The organism is Rhizobium sp. BK312 (assembly GCF_014193605.1).
Classification (GTDB): domain Bacteria; phylum Pseudomonadota; class Alphaproteobacteria; order Rhizobiales; family Rhizobiaceae; genus Rhizobium.
Genome location: NZ_JACHZP010000009.1, coordinates 173,153 through 193,021, shown reverse-complemented (window position 1 = coordinate 193,021; position 19,869 = coordinate 173,153). Strand labels below are relative to the sequence as shown.

Annotated in this window: 18 protein-coding genes; 15 read left to right on the top strand and 3 right to left on the bottom strand. The window is 59.5% G+C overall.

The window, feature by feature from the left end:
* Nucleotides 1-478: 478 nt before the first annotated feature.
* Nucleotides 479-1,282, top strand: coding sequence for an exopolysaccharide production regulator ExoR (gene exoR, locus FHT85_RS24085; protein ID WP_112338273.1), 804 nt, complete (start codon nucleotides 479-481; stop codon nucleotides 1,280-1,282).
* A gap of 63 nt (nucleotides 1,283-1,345) precedes the next feature.
* On the opposite strand, the gene xth is transcribed toward exoR, so the two are convergent.
* Entirely contained in the window at nucleotides 1,346-2,137 is a 792-nt protein-coding gene (xth, locus tag FHT85_RS24080) for an exodeoxyribonuclease III (RefSeq protein ID WP_112412097.1), read from the bottom strand.
* A gap of 129 nt (nucleotides 2,138-2,266) precedes the next feature.
* The gene (gene erpA / locus FHT85_RS24075) at nucleotides 2,267-2,599 is read right to left on the bottom strand and encodes an iron-sulfur cluster insertion protein ErpA (protein WP_015339680.1); all 333 of its coding nucleotides are present in this window, start codon (nucleotides 2,597-2,599) and stop codon (nucleotides 2,267-2,269) included.
* A gap of 307 nt (nucleotides 2,600-2,906) precedes the next feature.
* Here erpA and FHT85_RS24070 point away from each other — a divergent pair, with 307 nt between their 5' ends.
* The 13 genes from FHT85_RS24070 to FHT85_RS24010 all read left to right on the top strand — a co-directional run bounded on the left by FHT85_RS24070 (nucleotide 2,907) and on the right by FHT85_RS24010 (nucleotide 18,229).
* Nucleotides 2,907-4,124 (top strand): deoxyguanosinetriphosphate triphosphohydrolase, encoded by a 1,218-nt coding sequence (locus tag FHT85_RS24070; protein ID WP_112412098.1) that lies wholly within the window; start codon nucleotides 2,907-2,909, stop codon nucleotides 4,122-4,124.
* 55 nt (nucleotides 4,125-4,179) lie between these two features.
* On the top strand, nucleotides 4,180-5,940 hold the full coding sequence (argS, locus tag FHT85_RS24065; RefSeq protein ID WP_112412150.1) for an arginine--tRNA ligase: 1,761 nt from the start codon (nucleotides 4,180-4,182) through the stop codon (nucleotides 5,938-5,940).
* A 61-nt stretch (nucleotides 5,941-6,001) separates the two neighbouring features.
* Nucleotides 6,002-8,752 carry an SPOR domain-containing protein gene (locus FHT85_RS24060; RefSeq protein WP_183774357.1) on the top strand — a complete coding sequence of 917 codons (2,751 nt, stop codon included), beginning with the start codon at nucleotides 6,002-6,004 and terminating at the stop codon, nucleotides 8,750-8,752.
* 124 nt (nucleotides 8,753-8,876) lie between these two features.
* Nucleotides 8,877-9,890, top strand: a complete 1,014-nt coding sequence (gene nagZ / locus FHT85_RS24055) for a beta-N-acetylhexosaminidase (protein ID WP_112412100.1) — start codon at nucleotides 8,877-8,879, stop codon at nucleotides 9,888-9,890.
* Nucleotides 9,891-9,964: 74 nt separating this feature from the next.
* Nucleotides 9,965-10,762 (top strand): segregation and condensation protein A, encoded by a 798-nt coding sequence (locus tag FHT85_RS24050; protein ID WP_051043255.1) that lies wholly within the window; start codon nucleotides 9,965-9,967, stop codon nucleotides 10,760-10,762.
* Nucleotides 10,763-10,831: 69 nt separating this feature from the next.
* A complete protein-coding gene (gene scpB, locus FHT85_RS24045) occupies nucleotides 10,832-11,491 on the top strand; it encodes an SMC-Scp complex subunit ScpB (RefSeq protein WP_312861358.1) in 660 nt (219 codons plus the stop codon).
* 247 nt (nucleotides 11,492-11,738) lie between these two features.
* Nucleotides 11,739-11,945, top strand: coding sequence for a twin-arginine translocase TatA/TatE family subunit (locus FHT85_RS24040; RefSeq protein ID WP_015339687.1), 207 nt, complete (start codon nucleotides 11,739-11,741; stop codon nucleotides 11,943-11,945).
* 54 nt (nucleotides 11,946-11,999) lie between these two features.
* Nucleotides 12,000-12,722 (top strand): Sec-independent protein translocase protein TatB, encoded by a 723-nt coding sequence (gene tatB / locus FHT85_RS24035; protein ID WP_112412102.1) that lies wholly within the window; start codon nucleotides 12,000-12,002, stop codon nucleotides 12,720-12,722.
* Nucleotides 12,719-13,546, top strand: coding sequence for a twin-arginine translocase subunit TatC (gene tatC, locus FHT85_RS24030; RefSeq protein WP_112338279.1), 828 nt, complete (start codon nucleotides 12,719-12,721; stop codon nucleotides 13,544-13,546). The genes tatB and tatC overlap by 4 nt, the downstream gene beginning before the upstream one ends.
* A gap of 99 nt (nucleotides 13,547-13,645) precedes the next feature.
* Nucleotides 13,646-14,929, top strand: a complete 1,284-nt coding sequence (gene serS / locus FHT85_RS24025; RefSeq protein WP_112412103.1) for a serine--tRNA ligase — start codon at nucleotides 13,646-13,648, stop codon at nucleotides 14,927-14,929.
* A 15-nt stretch (nucleotides 14,930-14,944) separates the two neighbouring features.
* Nucleotides 14,945-15,709, top strand: a complete 765-nt coding sequence (surE, locus tag FHT85_RS24020; RefSeq protein ID WP_112412104.1) for a 5'/3'-nucleotidase SurE — start codon at nucleotides 14,945-14,947, stop codon at nucleotides 15,707-15,709.
* A 4-nt stretch (nucleotides 15,710-15,713) separates the two neighbouring features.
* Nucleotides 15,714-16,367: a protein-L-isoaspartate(D-aspartate) O-methyltransferase gene (locus tag FHT85_RS24015; RefSeq protein WP_041677382.1), complete on the top strand. Its 654-nt coding sequence runs from the start codon at nucleotides 15,714-15,716 to the stop codon at nucleotides 16,365-16,367.
* 170 nt (nucleotides 16,368-16,537) lie between these two features.
* The gene (locus FHT85_RS24010) at nucleotides 16,538-18,229 is read left to right on the top strand and encodes a LysM peptidoglycan-binding domain-containing M23 family metallopeptidase (protein ID WP_112412105.1); all 1,692 of its coding nucleotides are present in this window, start codon (nucleotides 16,538-16,540) and stop codon (nucleotides 18,227-18,229) included.
* Nucleotides 18,230-18,311: 82 nt separating this feature from the next.
* On the opposite strand, the gene FHT85_RS24005 is transcribed toward FHT85_RS24010, so the two are convergent.
* The gene (locus FHT85_RS24005) at nucleotides 18,312-19,184 is read right to left on the bottom strand and encodes an ATP-binding protein (protein WP_112412151.1); all 873 of its coding nucleotides are present in this window, start codon (nucleotides 19,182-19,184) and stop codon (nucleotides 18,312-18,314) included.
* Nucleotides 19,185-19,391: 207 nt separating this feature from the next.
* On the opposite strand from FHT85_RS24005, the gene yajC reads away from it, so the two are divergent.
* Nucleotides 19,392-19,739: a preprotein translocase subunit YajC gene (yajC, locus tag FHT85_RS24000; RefSeq protein WP_015339695.1), complete on the top strand. Its 348-nt coding sequence runs from the start codon at nucleotides 19,392-19,394 to the stop codon at nucleotides 19,737-19,739.
* The last annotated feature ends 130 nt before the right edge of the window (nucleotides 19,740-19,869 follow it).

The following is a 19,869-nucleotide window of genomic DNA, read 5'->3' as shown; positions in this document are numbered from 1 at the left end:
ATTGCAGCCACGTGATGAGATTACAATTTGTCCATTTCCCGCCACAAATGGGGAGCAGCGATTACGCAGGCATAGGGGCAAGCCTTATAGAAAGTGCGTAAGCGGTTGATGGGTGAACTTCCACTTTGGCATAAGCAAAAATCGGAGATCGGAGCGATGATGCTTCCGACGCGGGGGAAAAATCGTTGTCTGCCAAGGGAAATCGTCAGCCGGACGATCTTTGATTTCCATTATCGGAAGACGATTGCGAACGCTGCTTCGGCGGCGGGACGTGATCGCGGCCGGACAAATGCTGGTTTGGACATAATTGCAAGCTATGCTCGCAAATGTGGCAAACAGCATCGGTTGGACGCCACAGGAGCCGTCCTCTCGAAGGGTGATCCAGTCTCGTGCGCCATCAGGGAAAACATTCGTGAAACTGGCGGCGTTTGTGCAAGCGCCGTAACAGGTCCGAATGGAGCGAAAGAAATCGACTGTTATGTTTAAGTCCGAGTTCATATCAGCGAGAGTTATGATGCTCAGCCTGTCTCTTGCCACTGCGGTGGTGCTGGCAGGGCAAGCCAAAGCATTCGACATCAATGCCGGCGTCACCAAGGAATCGGGTCCGTTCGATCTCTTCAAATTCGGCTTCAAGGCCTATAAGAACGGGCAGAAGGAAGAGGCGGTCGAAGCCTATCGGTACGCCGCCGAAAAGGGTCATACCGGCTCCCGCTGGGCCTTGGCCAACATGTATGCCGATGGCGATGGCGTGACGCAGAACGATTTCGAAGCTTTCAAGATCTATAGCGAGATCGCCCAGCAGGGCGTGGAGCCAGGTTCGGAAGACACCGGTTTCTTCATCAACGCGCTGCTGGCGCTTGCGAGCTACTACAAAAGCGGCATTCCAAATAGCCCCGTAAAGATCGACCTCAATCAGTCCCGCCAGCTTTATTTCCAGGTGGCATCCACCTTCGGCGTGCCGGAGGCGCAGTTCCAGCTGGCGCAGATGATGCTATCAGGCGAGGGCGGCGCCACCAACGTGCAGCAGGCCAAGAAATGGCTGAACCAGGCGCGCAAGAGCGGCCATCCGGGCGCCATGGCCGTTTTTGGCAATCTCCTGTTCCAGGAGGGGCAATCCATTCGCGGTCTGGCCTTCATGACGGCGGCACTCGACAAGTGCAAGCCGAAGGACTGTAGCTGGATGGAAGACATGCAGGAGCAGGCCTTCTCCATCGCCAATGAGAACGACCGCCGCGTGGCCGTTTCCATGGCTCATCAGCTCGATGTCGCAGGCCCCGATTGATTGGCATTGCATCGGGCTTCCGTGCGGAAGAGACGGGTAACTTTTCCCGATCGGGATTGAAGCTTAATTGCTGAAATCCAGGTGAGCGACAACAGGGACGTGGTCGGAAGGTTTTTCCCAGGCGCGCACATGCTTCTCGATTGCCGTTCCGGTGAGGCGATCGGCTGCCTCTGGTGACAGCATCAGGTGATCGATGCGGATACCGTTGTTTTTTGGCCAGGCGCCGGCCTGGTAATCCCAGAATGAGTAAAGCTTGATCGCATCCGTCGTCGCACGTACGGCATCGGTAAAGCCGAGATGTTCGAGCTGGCGGAAAGCTTGACGCGTCTGCGGCAGGAAGAGTGCGTCGCTCTCCCAGACCTTCGGGTCGAAACAATCATGTGGCTCGGGGATGACGTTGTAGTCTCCAGCGAGTATCAGGGGCTCTTCAAAGGCCAGGCGCTCCAGGGCGAATTTGCGCAGGCGCTCCATCCAGGCGAGCTTGTAGGGGTATTTTTCCGTATCGATCGGATTGCCGTTCGGCAAATAGAGGCAGCAGATCCGCAAGGCGCCGTGCCCTTCGACGGAGAAGACCGCCTCGATAAAGCGGGCCTGTTCGTCGCTGTCGTCACCTGGCAAGCCGCGCGTCACCTCATCCGGCTTGGTTTTCGAGAGAATCGCAACGCCGTTGAAGCCCTTTTGCCCATGCGTTTCGACGTGATAGCCAAGCGCTTCGATCTCCAGCCGCGGAAAGCCTTCATCGACGGTCTTGATCTCCTGCAGGCAGACGATGTCCGGGTTCGAGTCCTTCAGCCACTGGCAGAGGTTCTCGATACGCGCTTTGACGCCGTTGATGTTCCAGGTGGCGATCTTCATGGGCGGCTCATTCCTTTGCTTCGCCCTGTTGTATCCGCAGCCGGTCGGCTTGACTACAGCCCATATGAAAACCGGCCCGAAGCGAAGGCTCCCGGCCGGTCATCAAATTGTGGAAAAAGAGGGTAGGGATCAGATCGCGAAACTGGTACCGCATCCACAGCTTGCGACCGCATTCGGATTCTTGATCTGAAAGGATTGGCCGAGAAGATTGTCGACAAAATCGATCTCCGAGCCTGCCATATAGACCAGCGACAGCTGATCGATCAGGACGGTCGCATTGTTCTTTTCGACAATGATGTCATCAGCTTCTGGGCCTTCGACGAGATCGAATTTATAGGAAAAACCCGAACAGCCACCGCCTTCGACAGCGACGCGAAGAGCGCGCTTTCCGGCATCCGCGCCGACGATAGCAGCGATTCGCTTGGCCGCGGCATCCGATAGGGTAACACTTGTCTCAGTCATATCTTCCTCCTGCCGGGGTCAAGATCCGGAGAGAACCATTAAGCCGTCGAACTTTCAAACGGCTGATATTCGTAGCCTTTAACATGAAAGTCAGGCCGGCGACAGCTATGGTTTCCTGGTTGAGCCAGACGCCATTTTGCTGTTTTCTTGTCTATAGGTATGAAGGCCGCAAAGCGGCGTCAATGGCCGGGATGTAGGAAGAGCGGACATATGTCCGCATTGCCGGGCACGGGCAGGGACCGATTGCAGGGAAACGACTGTCGCGCTGATGGCGGTGCGGGAGCCAAATGCCGGAAATGGATTGATAATGACGATTGATACGCATGCATTGGGTTTCGGGTACGGGGAAAAGGCAGCCTATGCAACGAATCCCTGGGAATCGCGCGGACGGCTCTACGAAGAAGGATCGAGCCCGACACGCTCCGAATTCCAGCGCGACCGCGACCGGATCGTCCATGCGACCGCCTTCCGGCGGTTGAAGCATAAGACGCAGGTCTTCATCGCTCAGGATGGCGACCACTACCGCACTCGGCTGACGCATACGATCGAGGTGGCGCAGATCGCCCGCGCCCTGGCGCGAGCCCTGAAGCTGGATGAGGATCTGGCGGAGGGGGTGGCGCTTGTCCACGATTTCGGCCACACGCCTTTCGGTCATACGGGTGAGGATGCACTGCATGAGGTGCTGCTGCCCTATGGCGGCTTCGATCACAACGCCCAATCCCTGCGCATCGTCACCAAGCTCGAGCGCCGTTATGCTGATTTTGACGGGCTCAACCTCACCTGGGAAACGCTTGAGGGCCTGGTGAAGCACAATGGACCGCTGATGACGCCTGATGGCAACGGCATCCAAGGTCCGGTGCCGCGGCCGATCCTCGATTATTGCGAGATCCACGATCTCGAAATCGCCTCCTATGCCAGCCTTGAAGCGCAGGTCGCCGCGATCGCGGATGACATCGCCTACAATACGCACGACATCGATGACGGCTTACGCTCTGGCTATTTGACCTTCGACATGCTGGAGGAGGTGCCGTTTCTTGCCAAGCTGATGACCGAGGTGAGGGCACGTTATCCGCATCTGGAGGCGAGCCGCTTCACGAACGAAATCATGCGCCGGCAGATCACCCGCATGGTGGAGGATGTGATCGCCGTTTCGCAGCAGGCGCTCGCTGAAATCAAGCCCCGCAATGTGGCCGACATTCGGGCTGCCGGGCGGATCATCGCGACCTTCTCGCCCGAGATGGCCGAAACCGACAAGCTGATCAAACAGATGCTGTTCAAGCGCATCTACCGTCATCCCGACATCATGCGCATCCGTGCCGGCGCGGCGCAGATCGTCACGGACCTTTTCCGCGCCTATATGGAAAATCCCAGGGAGATGCAGAGCCATTACTGGGTCGATCATATTGCCGGGTTGGCGATCGCCCCCAAGGCAAGGCATGTCGGCGACTATCTCGCCGGCATGACGGACACCTACGCCATCAGCGCCCACAAGCGCCTGTTTGACCAGACTCCCGATTTGCGGTAGGCAGCGGCGGCGTCGGGCCGATAGCGGCTCGCGAAGCTAATGCGTGGACGATATGATGAACCTTTTCACCGACTTCGAAGTAAGAATTAAGAACGCTCTCGAACAAATTGATATTGTGCGAGAAAAGCGATCTGAGCTCGATTTCGGACGTATTGGCGTGGAGCCGCCGCGCGATGCCACTCACGGCGATGTAGCCACCAATGCGGCCATGGTTCTGTCCAAGCCGCTTGGCACGAATCCGCGTGCGCTTGCCGAAATCATCGTCGCCAAGCTGAAGGAAGATGCTGATGTCGCCGAGGTTTCGGTAGCCGGCCCCGGCTTCATCAATCTCCGTCTTTCGGTCGGCTATTGGCAGCGGCTGCTGTCCACGATGATCGCTGAAGGCGAAAAGTTCGGCCGTTCCAAGCTCGGCGAGGGGCAGACGGTCAATGTCGAATATGTTTCTGCCAACCCCACCGGGCCGATGCATGTCGGCCACTGCCGCGGCGCCGTCGTCGGCGATGCGCTGGCAAACCTGCTGGCCTTCTCCGGCTATGAGGTCACCAAGGAATATTACATCAACGATGCCGGCTCGCAGATCGACGTGCTCGCACGCTCCGTCTTTATTCGCTATCGCGAGGCGCTGGGCGAGCAGGTCGGCGAGATACCCCCGGGCCTTTATCCCGGTGATTATCTCGTTCCGGTCGGTGAAGCGCTCGCCAAGGAATTCGGCACCAAGCTGCGCGGCATGCCGGAAGAGCAGTGGCTTCCGATCGTCAAGGATCGCGCTATCGACGCAATGATGGCGATGATCAGGGAAGACCTGGAGGCGCTGAACGTTCATCATGACGTATTCTTCTCCGAGCGCACCCTGCATGCCAATGGTGCGGCGCTGATCCGCACCGCGATCAATGATCTGACGTTCAAGGGCTATGTCTACAAGGGCGCGCTGCCGCCGCCGAAGGGGCAGTTGCCGGAAGACTGGGAAGATCGCGAACAGACGCTCTTCCGCTCGACGGAAGTGGGTGACGATATCGACCGCCCGCTGATCAAGTCTGATGGTTCCTACACTTACTTTGCCGCTGACGTTGCTTACTTCAAGAATAAGTTCGACCGCGGCTTCAACGAGATGATCTACATCCTCGGCGCGGACCATGGCGGCTACGTCAAGCGGCTGGAGGCGGTGGCCCGCGGCATTTCTGATGGTGCTGCGAAGCTGACAGTGCTTCTATGCCAGCTCGTCAAACTGTATCGAAATGGCGAACCGGTGAAGATGTCGAAGCGCGCGGGCGATTTCGTCACCCTGCGCGAAGTCGTCGATGAGGTCGGCCGCGATTCGGTGCGCTTCATGATGCTTTACCGGAAGAATTCCGAGCCACTGGACTTCGATTTTGCCAAGGTTACCGAGCAATCGAAGGACAATCCGGTCTTCTACGTGCAGTATGCTCATGCCCGCTGCATGTCGGTCTTCCGTCAGGCCAGGGAAGCCTTCCCGGATCTCGATATAGCCTCGCTGGATCTGTCGAAAGCTGTCGTCGGCGCGATCTCTGATCCTACTGAATTGCAGTTGGTTGCGAAGATTGCGGAATTCCCGCGAATCATCGAAGCTGCAGCTCAGTCTCAAGAGCCGCATCGCATCGCTTTTTATCTTTACGATTTGGCCAGTTCCTTCCACGGACACTGGAATAAAGGTAAAGATTTACCGGAATTACGTTTTGTTAACGATAAGAACCGAGAATTGAGCATTGCCAGACTTGGGCTGGTGTACGCTGTCGCGTCGGTTTTGAAGTCGGGTCTCGGTATAACCGGGACCGCTGCACCGGACGAAATGCGATAAACGTCACCATTTACCCACATTACGCTGGCATCAGTTGAAGCGTTTTCGAGTGGAACGGGTGATGGCAGAAAAACAGTTCGCGTATCGCGCAAGCGGAAACGACAAGTTCTTTGCGGATGATGATCCGCTTGCGGAACTTGCTCGTATCGTAGGTTTCGAGCCGCGCCCCGCTGCTCAGGAGAGTGCTCCGGTTCAACGGCAGGATCCCGCCTTCAACCTCGAAGACGAGCTTCTTCGCGAATTCGAGCGGTACGATACGCCGCGAATGAGTCCGGCAAATGACATTTCGGCTCCGGCGGAGCAGATGTCGCCGCCGAGCCATGAGCAGGCCGCTCTTCCTGCTGAGCCGGTACAGGCTGAGCCCAAGTTTGAAGAGCCGAAGTTCGAAGAGCCTGTGCCGCAGCCGGTGGCTCCCATCAAGCCGACGATCGGTGCTCGCGATCTGATCGACGAGCTCGAAATGTCGATTGCGCCGGTTTTGCAGCCGGCGCAAAAGCCCGTGTCCGTCGAGCCGCAACCGGCTGCTCCGGTGCTGAAGCCGACGCCGCAATCCGCTGCCGCCACCATAAGGCTGCCGCTTGCCAACTTTACGCTGGCAACCCCGGCTGCCCCGCGTGAGCAATTCACGCCGGCTGCTGTTCTCTCACCGAAGGCCGCTTCCGACGAAGCGCTGTTCGATAGCGCCGTCGATTTCGAGGCGTTCGGCCCTGTGGAGCCTGCGCGCGCGCCGGAACCAGTCGCTCAGCCCGCCATATCCCAGCCGGCTCCGGCCGTCTTTCATGCGCCCGAGCCGCCAAAGGTGGTCAAGGCCGATCCGGCCGCACTTTCGGCTGAGATCGATGCCCTTCTGGCTGATGTGAATCGCTATCCGGTTCCATCCAAGACCGATGCGCCGGTTGCTAAGGAAGAGCCAGCTTTCGAAGGTTTCAGCGCCTCCTTCTCGGAGCTTGCAGAACTGCCGGTCGCTCCGGCCCCTGTAGCGCAGCGCGAAGAGGCAAAGCCGATTACCTTCGGCGCGGAAGATCCCTTCACCGATCAGGACTTCGAATTCGATCTGGCCGATATCGAGATGGAACTTGCTGGTCTCGATTTCGCTGAGGCCGATAAGTCTTCTGCCGCACGGCAGTCGGCTGCCGCCGCTCCGATGGCGGAGCCGGCCCTTTCCCGCGCAACGCCCGTTGCGCCTGCGCCTGCTGCTCCGGTATTTGCCGCCGCAGCGCCCCAGCCCGTGCAGTCTATCCAAACGTCTGCCGTAAATGCTGCGCCTGCAGCGACTATGGCCGCGCCGGTATTCGAAGCTGATCAGCCACTGCCGTTTGATCCGACGGAAATCGCCGAGACGGAGGAGCGTGTCGAAACCTTCGAGGGTTCCCATGTTCCGCATCTGCCGGCAATCGAGCCGGAGGAGCCGATCGCGGTGCCGTCGGAATTTGATTTCGATCTCGATTCGGAAATGGCGAGCCTGCTCGGTACTCCGGCCAAGGAAGCAGCACCTGAGCCGATCAAGCCGGCTGTTGCCGCCGCACTTGGTGGCGCCGCTACCGCCGCTTCCTGGTCGAAGAATGCTGCTGCCCAGCCTGCCGTGCCCGTCGCAAAGCAGCCGATCGAAGAGTTCGACGAGTTCGAGCGTGCGCTGGAAGAGGACTTCCGCCGCAGCTATCGCGAAGCCGCGACGCCTGTCGAGAATGTCGCCAGGATGACGCTGAACCCTGCGGCCAACCGTCGCCCGGTTCGCTCTGTTCGTGGAATGGTGACGACTGCCGCTGTCATCGTGGTTCTTGGCGTCGGTGCTTACGGCGCCTACAGCTGGATCCGTCACGGCGCGCCAATCTCCAGCTTCTCGGGTGAGCCGCGCGTGATTGCAGCCGACAGCGATCCGGTAAAGGTCGCTCCGGAAAATCCAGGCGGCACCGTCGTTCCGAATCAGGACAAGGCCGTCTACGACCGCGTTGCCGGCGACAGCACAGCGGCACCGAAGCAGAAGGAGCTTGTCTCCTCCAACGAGCAGCCTGTCGATGTCGTCCAGAAGACGCTGATTCCCGAAGCCGTATCTCCGGATGACGGAAGCGGCGATCAGGTCACGCCGACGCCGGTCGGTGAAACCGAAGATCCACGCCTGCTGCCGAACCAGAATGGCGGCAACACCAATGTCGCCGCCAACAACGACGAACAGGTGCCGTCGGTCTCGCCGCGCAAGGTGCGCACGATGATCGTCAAGGCGGATGGTTCACTGGTGCCGCGCGACGAACCGGTTGCCGATACGACGACTGCAGCCGCCAAGCCGGCAAACAATCCGGTCGCATCCACTAGTTCGCGTCCGTCTCCAGCAAATGCGCCGGCCGCAAACCAGTCGGATGATACCGATGCCGCTAGTGCCGAGAGCACGCCGATCCGCGTTGTCAAGACGAACCCGGTTCCGACGGCACGTCCGGAGCCCGCCGCAAAGGCGAATACGGCTGCTCCGGCCCAGGAAGCCCAGGCTCAAGCTCAGCCCAAGGTCCAGCCGAAGCAGGTCGCATCTGCTAGCCCGGCGACTGCAACTCCAGCTGCCACCTCCGCTGCAAGCGGCGGCACCTACGGTGTGCAGATCGCATCCCTGCCGACGGAGGCCGACGCACAGAAGTCGCAGGCAAACCTCAAGGTCAAGTTCGCCAGCGTCATCGGCAACCATCCTCTGGAGATTCGCAAGGCCGATATCGCCGGCAAGGGCACATATTATCGCGTCCGCGTCGTCGCCGGCTCGAAGGATGATGCCGCTGCCATCTGCACGCGCTACCGCGCCGCCGGCGGCACCTGCCTGATTTCGAAGTAAAATCAGATACGAAACTTGGAAAACGGCGAGCATCGGCTCGCCGTTTTCATTTGGAGCGCGCTGTTCCTGTGCATCTCCGCTTGACGTCACTCGCATTTCCCGGCGCAAGCCTTATGATTCGGATATGACCGAATCGAAATCCATGATCCTCGGCTGTAGCGGCCACACCATCACCCCCGAAGAGCGATCCTTTTATCAGGGGGAGCAGCCCTGGGGCTTTATCCTGTTCGGACGCAATATTTCCGAGCCGGCGCAGATCGCCGATCTCGTTGCGTCCCTGCGCGACAGCGTCGGGCGCGATGCACCGGTTTTCATCGATCAGGAAGGCGGCAGGGTGCAGCGCATCCGTCCGCCGATCCTCCAACATTATCCCTCGGGGCAGGCACTCGGCGATATCTATCGCCAGGATCGCGAACGAGGCCTGCGTGCCGCATGGCTGATGTCGCGGCTCCACGCCTTCGATTTGCTGAAGTTTGGCATCAATGTCGATTGCTTGCCGGTGCTGGACGTGCCTGTGGAGGGATCGAGCAACGTCATCGGTAATCGCGCCTATGGCTCCGATCCGGTGACGGTGACGGAGATGGGGCGTGCTGCCGCGGAAGGTCTGAAAGCCGGCGGCGTGCTGCCCGTTATGAAGCATATGCCCGGCCATGGCCGCGGCTTTGCCGATTCGCATCATGAATTGCCTGTTGTTTCGGTTCCGCGCGCGGAGCTGGAGGCGCATGATTTCGCGCCTTTCGTGGCTCTCAAGGATGAGCTGATGGCGATGACGTGCCATGTCGTCTTCACCGATATCGATCCCGAAAATCCGGCCACGACGTCGCGCAAGGTGAACGAGGAGATTATCCGCGGCTATATCGGTTTCCAGGGGCTACTCCTGTCGGACGATACCTCGATGAATGCGCTGAAGGGCACGATTAGCGAGCGCGCAGCAAATATTGTTGCGGGCGGATGCGATATCGTGCTGCATTGCAATGGTGTCATGGACGAGATGCAGCAGGTGGTTCGCAATGTTCCCGCGCTGGCGGGTGCGTCGCTGGCAAGGGCCAAGGCGGTCGAAGCGGCTTTCGGCAGGAATGATGGTGCCGATGAAGCCTCTATTCGAGCGGAATTCGACGCGATCTTCGCCGTAGCGTAAAACCGGACTTCTAGGAACGGACGGGTGACAGAGTGAGCGGCAGCACGGACAAGCTTCAGCAGGCGGCAACGCCGATGGACAAGCTCTGGCAGGAAGGCGAGGCGCAGCGCGGCTCGCACGAACCGTCGCTTGTCGTCGATCTTGCCGGCTTTGAAGGACCGCTTGATCTTCTGCTGCATCTCGCGCGCACCCAGAAAGTCGACCTTTCCCGAATCTCCGTTCTGGCGCTTGCCGAGCAATATCTTCAGTTCATCGACAGCGCCCGGCGCATCCGTATAGAGCTTGCGGCCGATTATCTCGTCATGGCCGCATGGCTCGCCTATTTGAAATCCAAGCTGCTCATCCCTCAGCAGAGCAAGGAAGACGGGCCGACGGGCGAGGAGATGGCGGCAACGCTTGCCTTCCGCCTGAAGCGCCTTGAGGCCATGCGCGATGCCGCAACCGATCTCGTCAATCGCAACCGCCTCGGCCGCGATATCTTCGCGCGTGGCGCGCCGGAGCATATTCCGGATCGCCGCCAATCGGCCTTCGATGCCAGCCTTTATGATCTCCTGACCGCCTATGCCAGCCTGCGTCAGCGCCAGGCCGTGACCCAGGTGACGATCGAGAAGCGCCGTGTCTGGTCGCTCGCCGATGCCCGCGTCATCCTTGACCGCATGATTGGCGAAATTACCGATTGGACAGCCCTGGAGCACTATCTGCTGAGCTATATGACGACTTCAAGCGAGCGGGCGACGGCGATCGCCAGCGCCTTTGCAGCTTCGCTCGAACTGGTGCGCGAGGGGCAGCTCGAAATTCGTCAGGAAGGCGCGTTTCAGCCGCTTTACATGCGGCGCGGGCCGAAGCATTCGTCACTGGAAGCAGCTGAATAGGGCAGGGAACGCGTGACGAAACCGGACGACGAAGAGCAGCATGTTGGGCACGAGGCGGAGACGCCCGATGTGGACGATCGTCTGCTGAGTGAGGCCGAGCGCATCGCCGAAGCGCTGGTTTTCGCCTCGGCGCAGCCGGTTTCCGAAGCTTTCATTGCCGAGCGCGTGGCGCGTGGTATCGATATTCCAGCCATTATGCAGAAGCTCAAGGCCGATTACGCGATGCGTGGCGTCAATCTCGTGCAGGTGGATGGCGCCTGGGCCTTCCGTACGGCCGCAGATCTCTCCTTCGTGATCCGGCGCGATGAAAGTGAGGTACGCAAGCTGTCCCGTGCTGCGCTGGAAGTGTTGGCCATTATCGCCTACCACCAACCCGTCACGCGTGCCGAGATCGAAGATATCAGGGGCGTGCAGACCTCCAAGGGTACGCTCGACGTGCTGATGGAAGCCGGCTGGGTCCGCTTCCGTGGTCGTCGCCGCACACCGGGACGGCCGGTGACGCTCGGCACGACGCGTGATTTCCTCGATCATTTCGGCCTGGAAGAGCTGCGGGATCTGCCTGGTCTCGAAGAGTTGAAAGGGGCGGGGCTGCTCTCGGGCCGTATCCCGGCCAATTTCAACATTCCCTCGCCATTGATGAGTGATGAGCTCACCGAGGATGAAGATCCGATCACGCAGCTGGATCTGGAGGAACTCGGCATCCTGCCACCGAGCGGCTCAAGCGATTGAACCATCGGCCTGTTCCTGAAAGGCGGCCGCAATCGCATCGGCAGAATTTTCGCGAAACGGAGCGTCAGGTCTCTCTTTCGCCATCAGCGGGTGCGAATATAACAATCATCCTCTCGGCTTGGAGACGTTCGGTCGCCCGCATCGGCGTTCGCTATCCCGATATGCGTGGATGTACTACATTTTCGTGTTTGAAAAACATCCGCAAACGTCTTACATCGAAAAGACACTGTAATTGGGAGTTAAAGCAATGGGTTCTCTAAGCATATGGCACTGGCTGATCGTCCTGGCCATCGCGCTGTTGTTATTCGGCCGTGGAAAGATTCCGGAGCTGATGGGTGATGTCGCCAAGGGCATCAAGAGCTTCAAGAAGGGCATGAACGACGACGAGGATACGTCGACATCCGCGACGACGACGTCCCGTACGGTCGAGCACAAGGCTGACGAAACGAAGTAATCATGTCGGGCAGGCGCAAGCTGAAAGGTTTGCCGTTAGCCCAGGAGCCTTTGCATGTTCGATATAGGCTGGTCCGAGCTTGTGGTTATTGGCGTCGTGGCTTTGGTGGTGATTGGCCCCAAGGAGTTGCCGTCGACATTGCGGACCATCGGTAAGATGACGGCGCGGGCCAGGAAGGTCGCTGGCGACTTTCGTGCCCAGTTTGATGAAGCCATGCGCGAGGCAGATCTGGACGATGTGCGCCAGACAATCGCCGACGCCCAGAAGCTCAATCCGGTCAACTCACTGCGGGAAGCCATGAACCCGCTGCGGGAAATGGGCAATGAGATAAAGGCCGATCTGCAGCGTGCGGCAACGCCGGATAAAGCAGCTCCGGCCGCGACTCCGTTGCCGTCTGAGCCGGTTCCCGGTGTGACGTCCGGCCTGCCGGAAGCTCTTGCGGCCTCATCTCCGACGTCTGCCGGTTCGAGCAACCCGTCGCCGGCGTCTGCCGAGACAGTGGCCGCAATCGTTCCGCAGCCGATTGCCGCTGCAAGCGAACCCGCCAAGAAGCCAAAGGCCGTGCGTAAGCCGCGCTCGAAGGCTGTCGCCAAGTTCGACGAGGTCGCAGCTTTTGCCGTTCAGACACCGATCGTGACGGAAAAACCAAAGCGAGCCCCGCGCAAGGTCGCGACCGCTGCTGCCGTAGAGAAAGCGCCTCCAGCTCCCAGGAAGCGTGCGGCTGCCACAGCGAGCAAGGCCACGCCTAAAACGCCCAAGAAGAAGGACCAGGCATGACGGGTGACATCGACGATAAGCCGCAGCCGCTTATCGAACACCTTATGGAATTGCGCACGCGGCTGATCTGGTCGCTCGTTGCGTTCTTCGTTGCCTTCATCGGATGTTTCGCTGTGGCGAAGCATCTCTTCAATTATCTGGTCTATCCATACAAATGGGCCGTCGAATGGGCTCATCTCGATCTCGCGAAGTCCGAGCTGATCTACACCGCGCCGCAGGAATTCTTCTTCACGCAGGTGAAGGTCGCAATGTTTGGCGCCTTGGTGATTTCATTCCCGATCATCGCCGCGCAGATCTACAAGTTCGTGGCGCCGGGTCTCTATAAGAACGAGCGTTCCGCCTTCTTGCCGTTCCTGATCGCGTCGCCGATCCTGTTCCTCATGGGCGCTGCACTTGTCTACTTCTTCTTCACGCCCATGGTCATGTGGTTCTTCCTGAAGATGCAGCAGGCGCCAGCCGAAGGTCAGGTGGGCATCGCGCTGTTGCCGAAGGTCTCGGAATATCTGAGCCTCATCATGACGCTGGTCTTTTCCTTCGGCCTCGTCTTCCAGCTTCCCGTCATCACCACGCTGCTTGCGCGCGTCGGCCTGCTGACGTCGGCCTGGCTCGCGGAGAAGCGCAAGTTCGCCATCGTTTTCGCGTTTATCGTCGCCGCCGTGCTGACACCGCCAGATCCGATGTCCCAGATCGGCCTTGCACTGCCGACGATCCTTCTCTACGAGATTTCCATCTATGCGGCGAGACTCGTAGAACGCCAGCGTAGCCGGCAAGCGCTTGAAGAGAGTGGCGGGACTTCCGAGATCACCAAGACGGACGACGTCTAGGCGAGGAAGGTTCAGCCTCGTTTCCCAGCTATTGCCGTTTCGACCTCCGACCGAGACCTCGGTCGGAGTTATACTTATGTCAAACGACCTGGAACGAAGATGCTTGATATCAGATGGATTCGTGAGAATGCCGAAGCTTTCGATGCAGCGCTTGCAAAGCGCGGTGCGGAGCCTCAGTCGCAAAGCCTCATAGCGCTCGACGAGAAGCGCCGCTCCGTCGTCCAGTCCGTCCAGGACATGCAGTCCCGCCGCAACGCCGCGTCCAAGGAAATCGGCGCGGCGATGGCGCAGAAGAACAGCGAGCTTGCCGAAAAGCTGAAGGCGGAAGTCGCCGACCTCAAAGTTTCGCTTCCGGCTGCGGAAGAAGAAGAGCGCACGCTTACGGCCGAGCTCAATGATGCGCTGTCGCGCATTCCGAACATCCCGCTCGAGGACGTGCCTGTCGGCAAGGACGAGCACGACAACGTCGTCAATCATCTCTGGGGCTCGAAGCCCACATGGAACCATCAGCCGAAAGAGCACTTCGAAATCGGTGAAGCGCTCGGCTACATGGATTTCGAGCGCGCAGCAAAACTGTCAGGCTCGCGCTTTACGGTGCTGACCGCGCAGCTTGCTCGTCTTGAGCGCGCGCTTGGCCAGTTCATGCTTGATCTCCACACCAGCGAGCATGGCTATACCGAAGTCAGCGCACCGCTGATGGTACGCGACGAGGCGATGTTCGGAACAGGTCAGCTGCCGAAATTTTCCGAGGATTCCTTCAGGACCACGGACGGTCGCTGGCTGATCCCGACGGCGGAGGTTTCGCTGACCAATCTCGTTTCCGGCGAGATCCTTGATCAAGAGAAGCTGCCACTGCGCTTCACGGCTCTGACGCCATCCTTTCGCTCGGAAGCAGGCTCTGCCGGCCGCGACACGCGCGGCATGCTGCGCCAGCATCAGTTCTGGAAGTGCGAGCTCGTGTCGATCACCGATGCGGAAAGCTCCGTTGCCGAACATGAGCGGATGACGGCTTGCGCGGAAGAGGTGCTGAAGCGCCTCGGCCTGCATTATCGCGTCATGACGCTCTCGACCGGCGATATGGGCTTTGGCGCACGCAAGACCTACGATCTTGAGGTCTGGCTGCCGGGGCAGGATACCTATCGCGAGATTTCGTCCTGCTCGGTCTGTGGAGATTTCCAGGCGCGGCGCATGAACGCCCGCTACCGCGGCAAGGACGATAAGAACACCAAATTCGTTCACACGCTGAACGGTTCTGGCACTGCAGTCGGTCGCTGCCTCATCGCCGTCCTTGAGAATTATCTCAATGCCGACGGCTCGGTCACGGTCCCCGACGCACTCCTGCCATATATGGGTGGTCTGAAGAGGATCGAAAAAGCAGCATAATCGGGTGGTGGGGCGATGCGTATTCTTCTGACCAATGATGACGGCATTCATGCCGAAGGTCTGGCGGCGTTGGAGCGTATCGCCCGCACTCTGTCCGACGATGTCTGGGTTGTCGCGCCCGAGACGGATCAGAGTGGACTTGCCCACTCATTGAGCCTTTCCGAGCCGTTGCGCATGCGCAAGGTTTCCGAGAAGCATTATGCACTCAGGGGAACGCCGACGGATTGCATCATCATGGCAATCCGCCAGGTGATGGACGTCAAGCCGGATCTGGTGCTTTCGGGCGTCAATTCCGGCTCGAATGTTGCCGACGACGTCACCTATTCCGGCACCATAGCCGGTGCCATCGAGGGCACCCTGCAAGGTGTTCGTTCCTTTGCGCTGAGCCAAGCCTATCTCTATGAAAATGGCTCCCGCGTTGTGCCCTGGGATGTCGCCGAAACGCATGCGCCTGCTTTGCTCAACAAGCTGATGACTGTCGATTTGCCTGACGGGACGTTCCTCAATCTGAACTTTCCGAACTGTCGCCCCGAAGAAGTCGACGGAGCGGAAGTGACTGCACAAGGCAATCTTGCCTTCAACGTGCAGGTCGAGGAGCGGGCGGATGGCCGCGGATTCCCATATTATTGGCTTCGCTTCGGCGAGCGAAACGGTATCTTCCGTCCGGGCACTGATATTCAGGCGTTGAAACAAAATCGTATTTCGGTAACGCCTTTGAAACTCGATTTGACGGATTATTCGGCGCAGGACCGCGTGGCGCGGGCGCTCGGTATGGAGTAGCGGATTGACACCTCGTTTGGTGGAAAAGGAAGGCTTTGCGGCTGTGGTTTTGCGGCTGCGGGCAGAGGGCATATTGGATATCGATCTGATGACGGCGGTCGAGCAGACGCCGCGCATGCCTTTCGTGCCGGTGCAGTTCGCCGATGATGCCTATTCCAGCCGGACGATTCCAATCGATTGCGGTGCCTTCATGGAAGGCATCGATTTGGTAGTGCGTATTCTTCACAGCCTGAAGATCAAGCCTGGCCACCGCGTGCTCGAAATTGGTACGGGCAGCGGCTTCACCGCTGCCGTCATGGGGCGGATCGTCGAGCGCGTGCTGACGGTCGATCGCTACAAGACGCTGACGACATCGGCGCAGCAGCGCATGGATGCGCTCGGCCTGCGCAATGTCATCATCCGCCAGGCGGACGGCAGCGCCGGTTTGCCGGGCGAGGGCACGTTCGACCGCATTCTGGTCACTGCCGCCTTTACCACGATGCCGCGCTTCTATGCGGAACAGCTGGTGTCCGGCGGCTCGATGATAGCCCCACTTATCGTCGATGAGCATACGTGTCGTCTGGTGCGCCTGACGAAGACGGGAAGCCGATTCGAGCGCGAAGAATTATTCGACGTTCCCTACCAGCCCATCGTTCCCATGCTCGCCTCTTATCTTTGAGGCTCAATTCGGGCTGACGCCCCTATGGAAACGGGCAATTGGCACCGTTTCATTTTCTATGGTTATCAATTCCTCAAAAAAACACATGCCGCACCAGTGCTTTAACCGCATGGTAAGATTAACGCGCTTTAATCGACCCATAATCGGTTGCGTCTTAAGTGGGTCGAGTCATGGGTTTCAGTCTTTCTTCAAACGTCAGCAAATCGGCAGGGAAAGTCCTGGTGGCCGTTCTTCTGGCGAGTACTGCCACAGCTTGCAGTTCGGACACGACCCGCTTCAGCGGTCTTTTCAACAAGACAGACAATGTAACGACCGGCTCGATCAACCGGCGCGGCCTCAATGGTCCGAATGGTGATCCGGTGCCCCGCGCCGACGTTGCTCAGGCGGGCGGCTACGGCCAGCAGGATTATTCGCAGCAGAGCGCGCCGGTGTCGCAACCGTACCCCAACTCTCCGGCCCGCTATAATCCGTCCTATTCCAGCGCACGGGCTTCGACCGCTCCTGTCGCAATTCAGCGCGCCGATCTCGCTCCTCCCGGCGCTTCCGCCAATGCCGGTCGTCCTCGTGCGGCATCGCAAGGGCAAGCCGAAGCGCTCGCGCAGCCGTTCCCCTCGTCGCGTGGCAATGGTTCCCGCGCCGCACCGGCGCTTGCTCCCGACACGATGTCTACCGGCACGATCAAGGCGGCCGCCGCGCAGCAGATGTCTCCCGGCTGGACCACGGTCAATGCTCCGAGCGTGATGCTGCATCAGGGTGAAAACATTGCGCTGCTGTCGCGCCGCTATGGCGTTCCGGAAAAGGAAATCCTGCGGGCGAACGGCCTGCGGAATGGCGCCGCCGCGCAGCCAGGCCAGCAGATCGTCATTCCGACGATGAATGGGGCAGGTGTCTCAGGTCCGGCCAAGATGGCCGCTGAAGCGACGGATCTTTCCAAGGGCGGCAAGATGCCCGGTCCGGCCAAGGCGCCGCAGCAGGAAGCGCTTGCGCTGCCTTCCGGCAACCAGATGCGCGGCAAGTCCCAGGCTGGCCTTGCCGATCCCAATAAGCTCGCAGCCGGCAATGGCAAGGGGCCAACGCCGAAGGCCACCTATGTCGTCAAGCCAGGTGACTCGCTGGCGAGAATTGCCAAAGAAAGCGGCGTGAGCGTCGCCGAACTGAAGCGTGCGAACAACATGCAGGCCGGCGACAGCATTCGCATCGGTCAGGCGCTCGCGTTGCCGCACGGTGGTGTCGCTGCCGCAGATCCGGTCAAGACCGCTTCGATCGAGCCGCAGAAGGCGTCGGTCAAGCCGGGCGCACTGCCTGTAGAGCCGAAGCAGGCCGCCGCCGACCCCATCGCCAAGCAAGCACCTAAGGTTACCGCCCATGCCGATGCGGCAGCTGATGCCCCCGCCAAGCCGAAGGAAGTTGCATCCGCTTCTCCGAGCCAGTCCATCAATGATGCCGCAAAGTCGGATGCGCAGGCCGATGCGCCTGAGGCGACCGGTATCGGCAAGTATCGCTGGCCAGTTCGCGGCGCTGTTGTCGCCGGCTATGGCGCCAACGTCAACGGTAGCCGCAACGACGGCATCGACATCTCCGTTCCGGAGGGCACCCCGATCAAGGCTGCCGAAAACGGTGTCGTCATCTACGCCGGCAACGGCCTGAAAGAACTCGGCAACACCGTCCTCGTCCGCCACGACGACGGCACGGTAACGGTCTATGGCCACGCGGACGCGCTTAGCGTCGCTCGCGGCCAGAAGGTCCAGCGCGGCCAGACGCTGGCGACGTCGGGCATGAGCGGCAATGTCAGCCAGCCGCAACTGCACTTCGAAGTCCGCAAGAATTCGGCCCCGGTCAACCCAATGACGTTCCTTGAATAGGTAGTGCGTCTCAAGGACTCTGCAAAAAGCCCGGTCAATGCCGGGCTTTTTGTCGTTTATGGCGATGTTGATCGATTGAGGATCAATCACGCTCCAGCACGATGCGCAGCCGGCCGGCCAGATCCTGGACATATTGCCAGGCGACGCGACCGGAACGGGCGCCGCGGGTCGTCGCCCACTCCAGGGCTTCGTGATGCATTTGGGCGCGATCAAGATCGAGCTTGAAGTGATCGGCATAGGCGTCGATCATCTGCAGATAGTCTTCCTGGCTGCATTTATGAAAGCCGAGCCAGAGGCCGAAGCGATCGGAGAGCGAAACCTTTTCCTCGACGGCTTCCGAAGGATTGATGGCGGTCGACTGTTCGTTTTCCATCATATGACGGGGCAGCAGGTGGCGACGGTTGGATGTCGCATAGAACAGCACATTATCAGGCCGTCCCTCGACGCCGCCGTCCAAAGCCGCCTTCAGCGACTTATAGGCAGTGTCGTCATGATCGAAGGAGAGATCGTCACAGAAGATGATGATGCGATGCGGCGTTGCCTTCAGGATATCGAGCAGCACCGGCAGCGAGGAAATATCCTCGCGATGGACTTCGATCAGCTTCAGTGAAACGCCGGTCGCCCGACGCACGTCTTCATGCACCGCTTTGACGAGCGAGGATTTGCCCATGCCGCGCGCGCCCCAGAGCAGCACGTTGTTGGCCGCGAAACCTTCCGCGAAACGCAGCGTATTTTCGTGCAAAATATCGCGCACGTGATCGACGCCACGGATGAGTGTGAGCGCCACACGGTTCGGCCGTGGTACCGGCTGCAGATAGAGTCGGGCAGGGGCCCAGACGAAGCAGTCGGCGGCATTCCAGTCATTGACGGCCGGGGCCGGTCCGGCCAGACGTTCGACAGCGTCGGCAAGGCGACGGACTTCGGAAAGGATCAGGGCGTTTTGGTCTTCAGTCACCGTTTCCTCCTGAATATTGAACAAGAAAGTCGTAAAATGCGCGCGCTGTCTTGCCGGGTATCATGCTCCTTTGGGGGCTGAAAGGCTAACAGACCGGGAAAACGGTACGGTTGACGGCTGTTTTTGTTGCATTCGCCATGCGCGTAACTATATTCCGGCCACCTGACGCGGGGCCTTGTTCCCGCTAGGAGTTCAAGGGAGTTCTCGATGTTTATCACCAACGCATATGCGCAGAGCGCAACAGATTCGGCCGCGAGCGCCTTCGGCGGTTCCGGCTTTGAAATGATCATCCTGTTTGTGCCGCTGATGGTCGTTTGGTATTTCCTCCTCATCCGTCCGCAGCGCGCGCAGGCGAAGAAGCGTGACGAGGTCCTGAAGAATATTCGTCGCGGCGATCAGATCGTCACCAGCGGCATCGTCGGCAAGGTCACCAAGGTCATCGACGAAAAGGAACTGGAAGTCGAGATCGCCGATGGCGTGCGCATCCGCGTTGTCCGCAGCGCTATTTCCGAGGTTCGCGTCAAGGGTGAGCCCGTCAAGGCGGACGCCGCGTAAGGCTCTTTCCGAGAGGCGGCTCCCGCCGCCGCTGCGCATCTTCCAAATTCGAGATCGACTTTCTTGAAGGATTGTGCACAAATTCAAGGTGTTACTGCGCCCTTTGCATTTTCGTTCGAAAGGGGGCGCA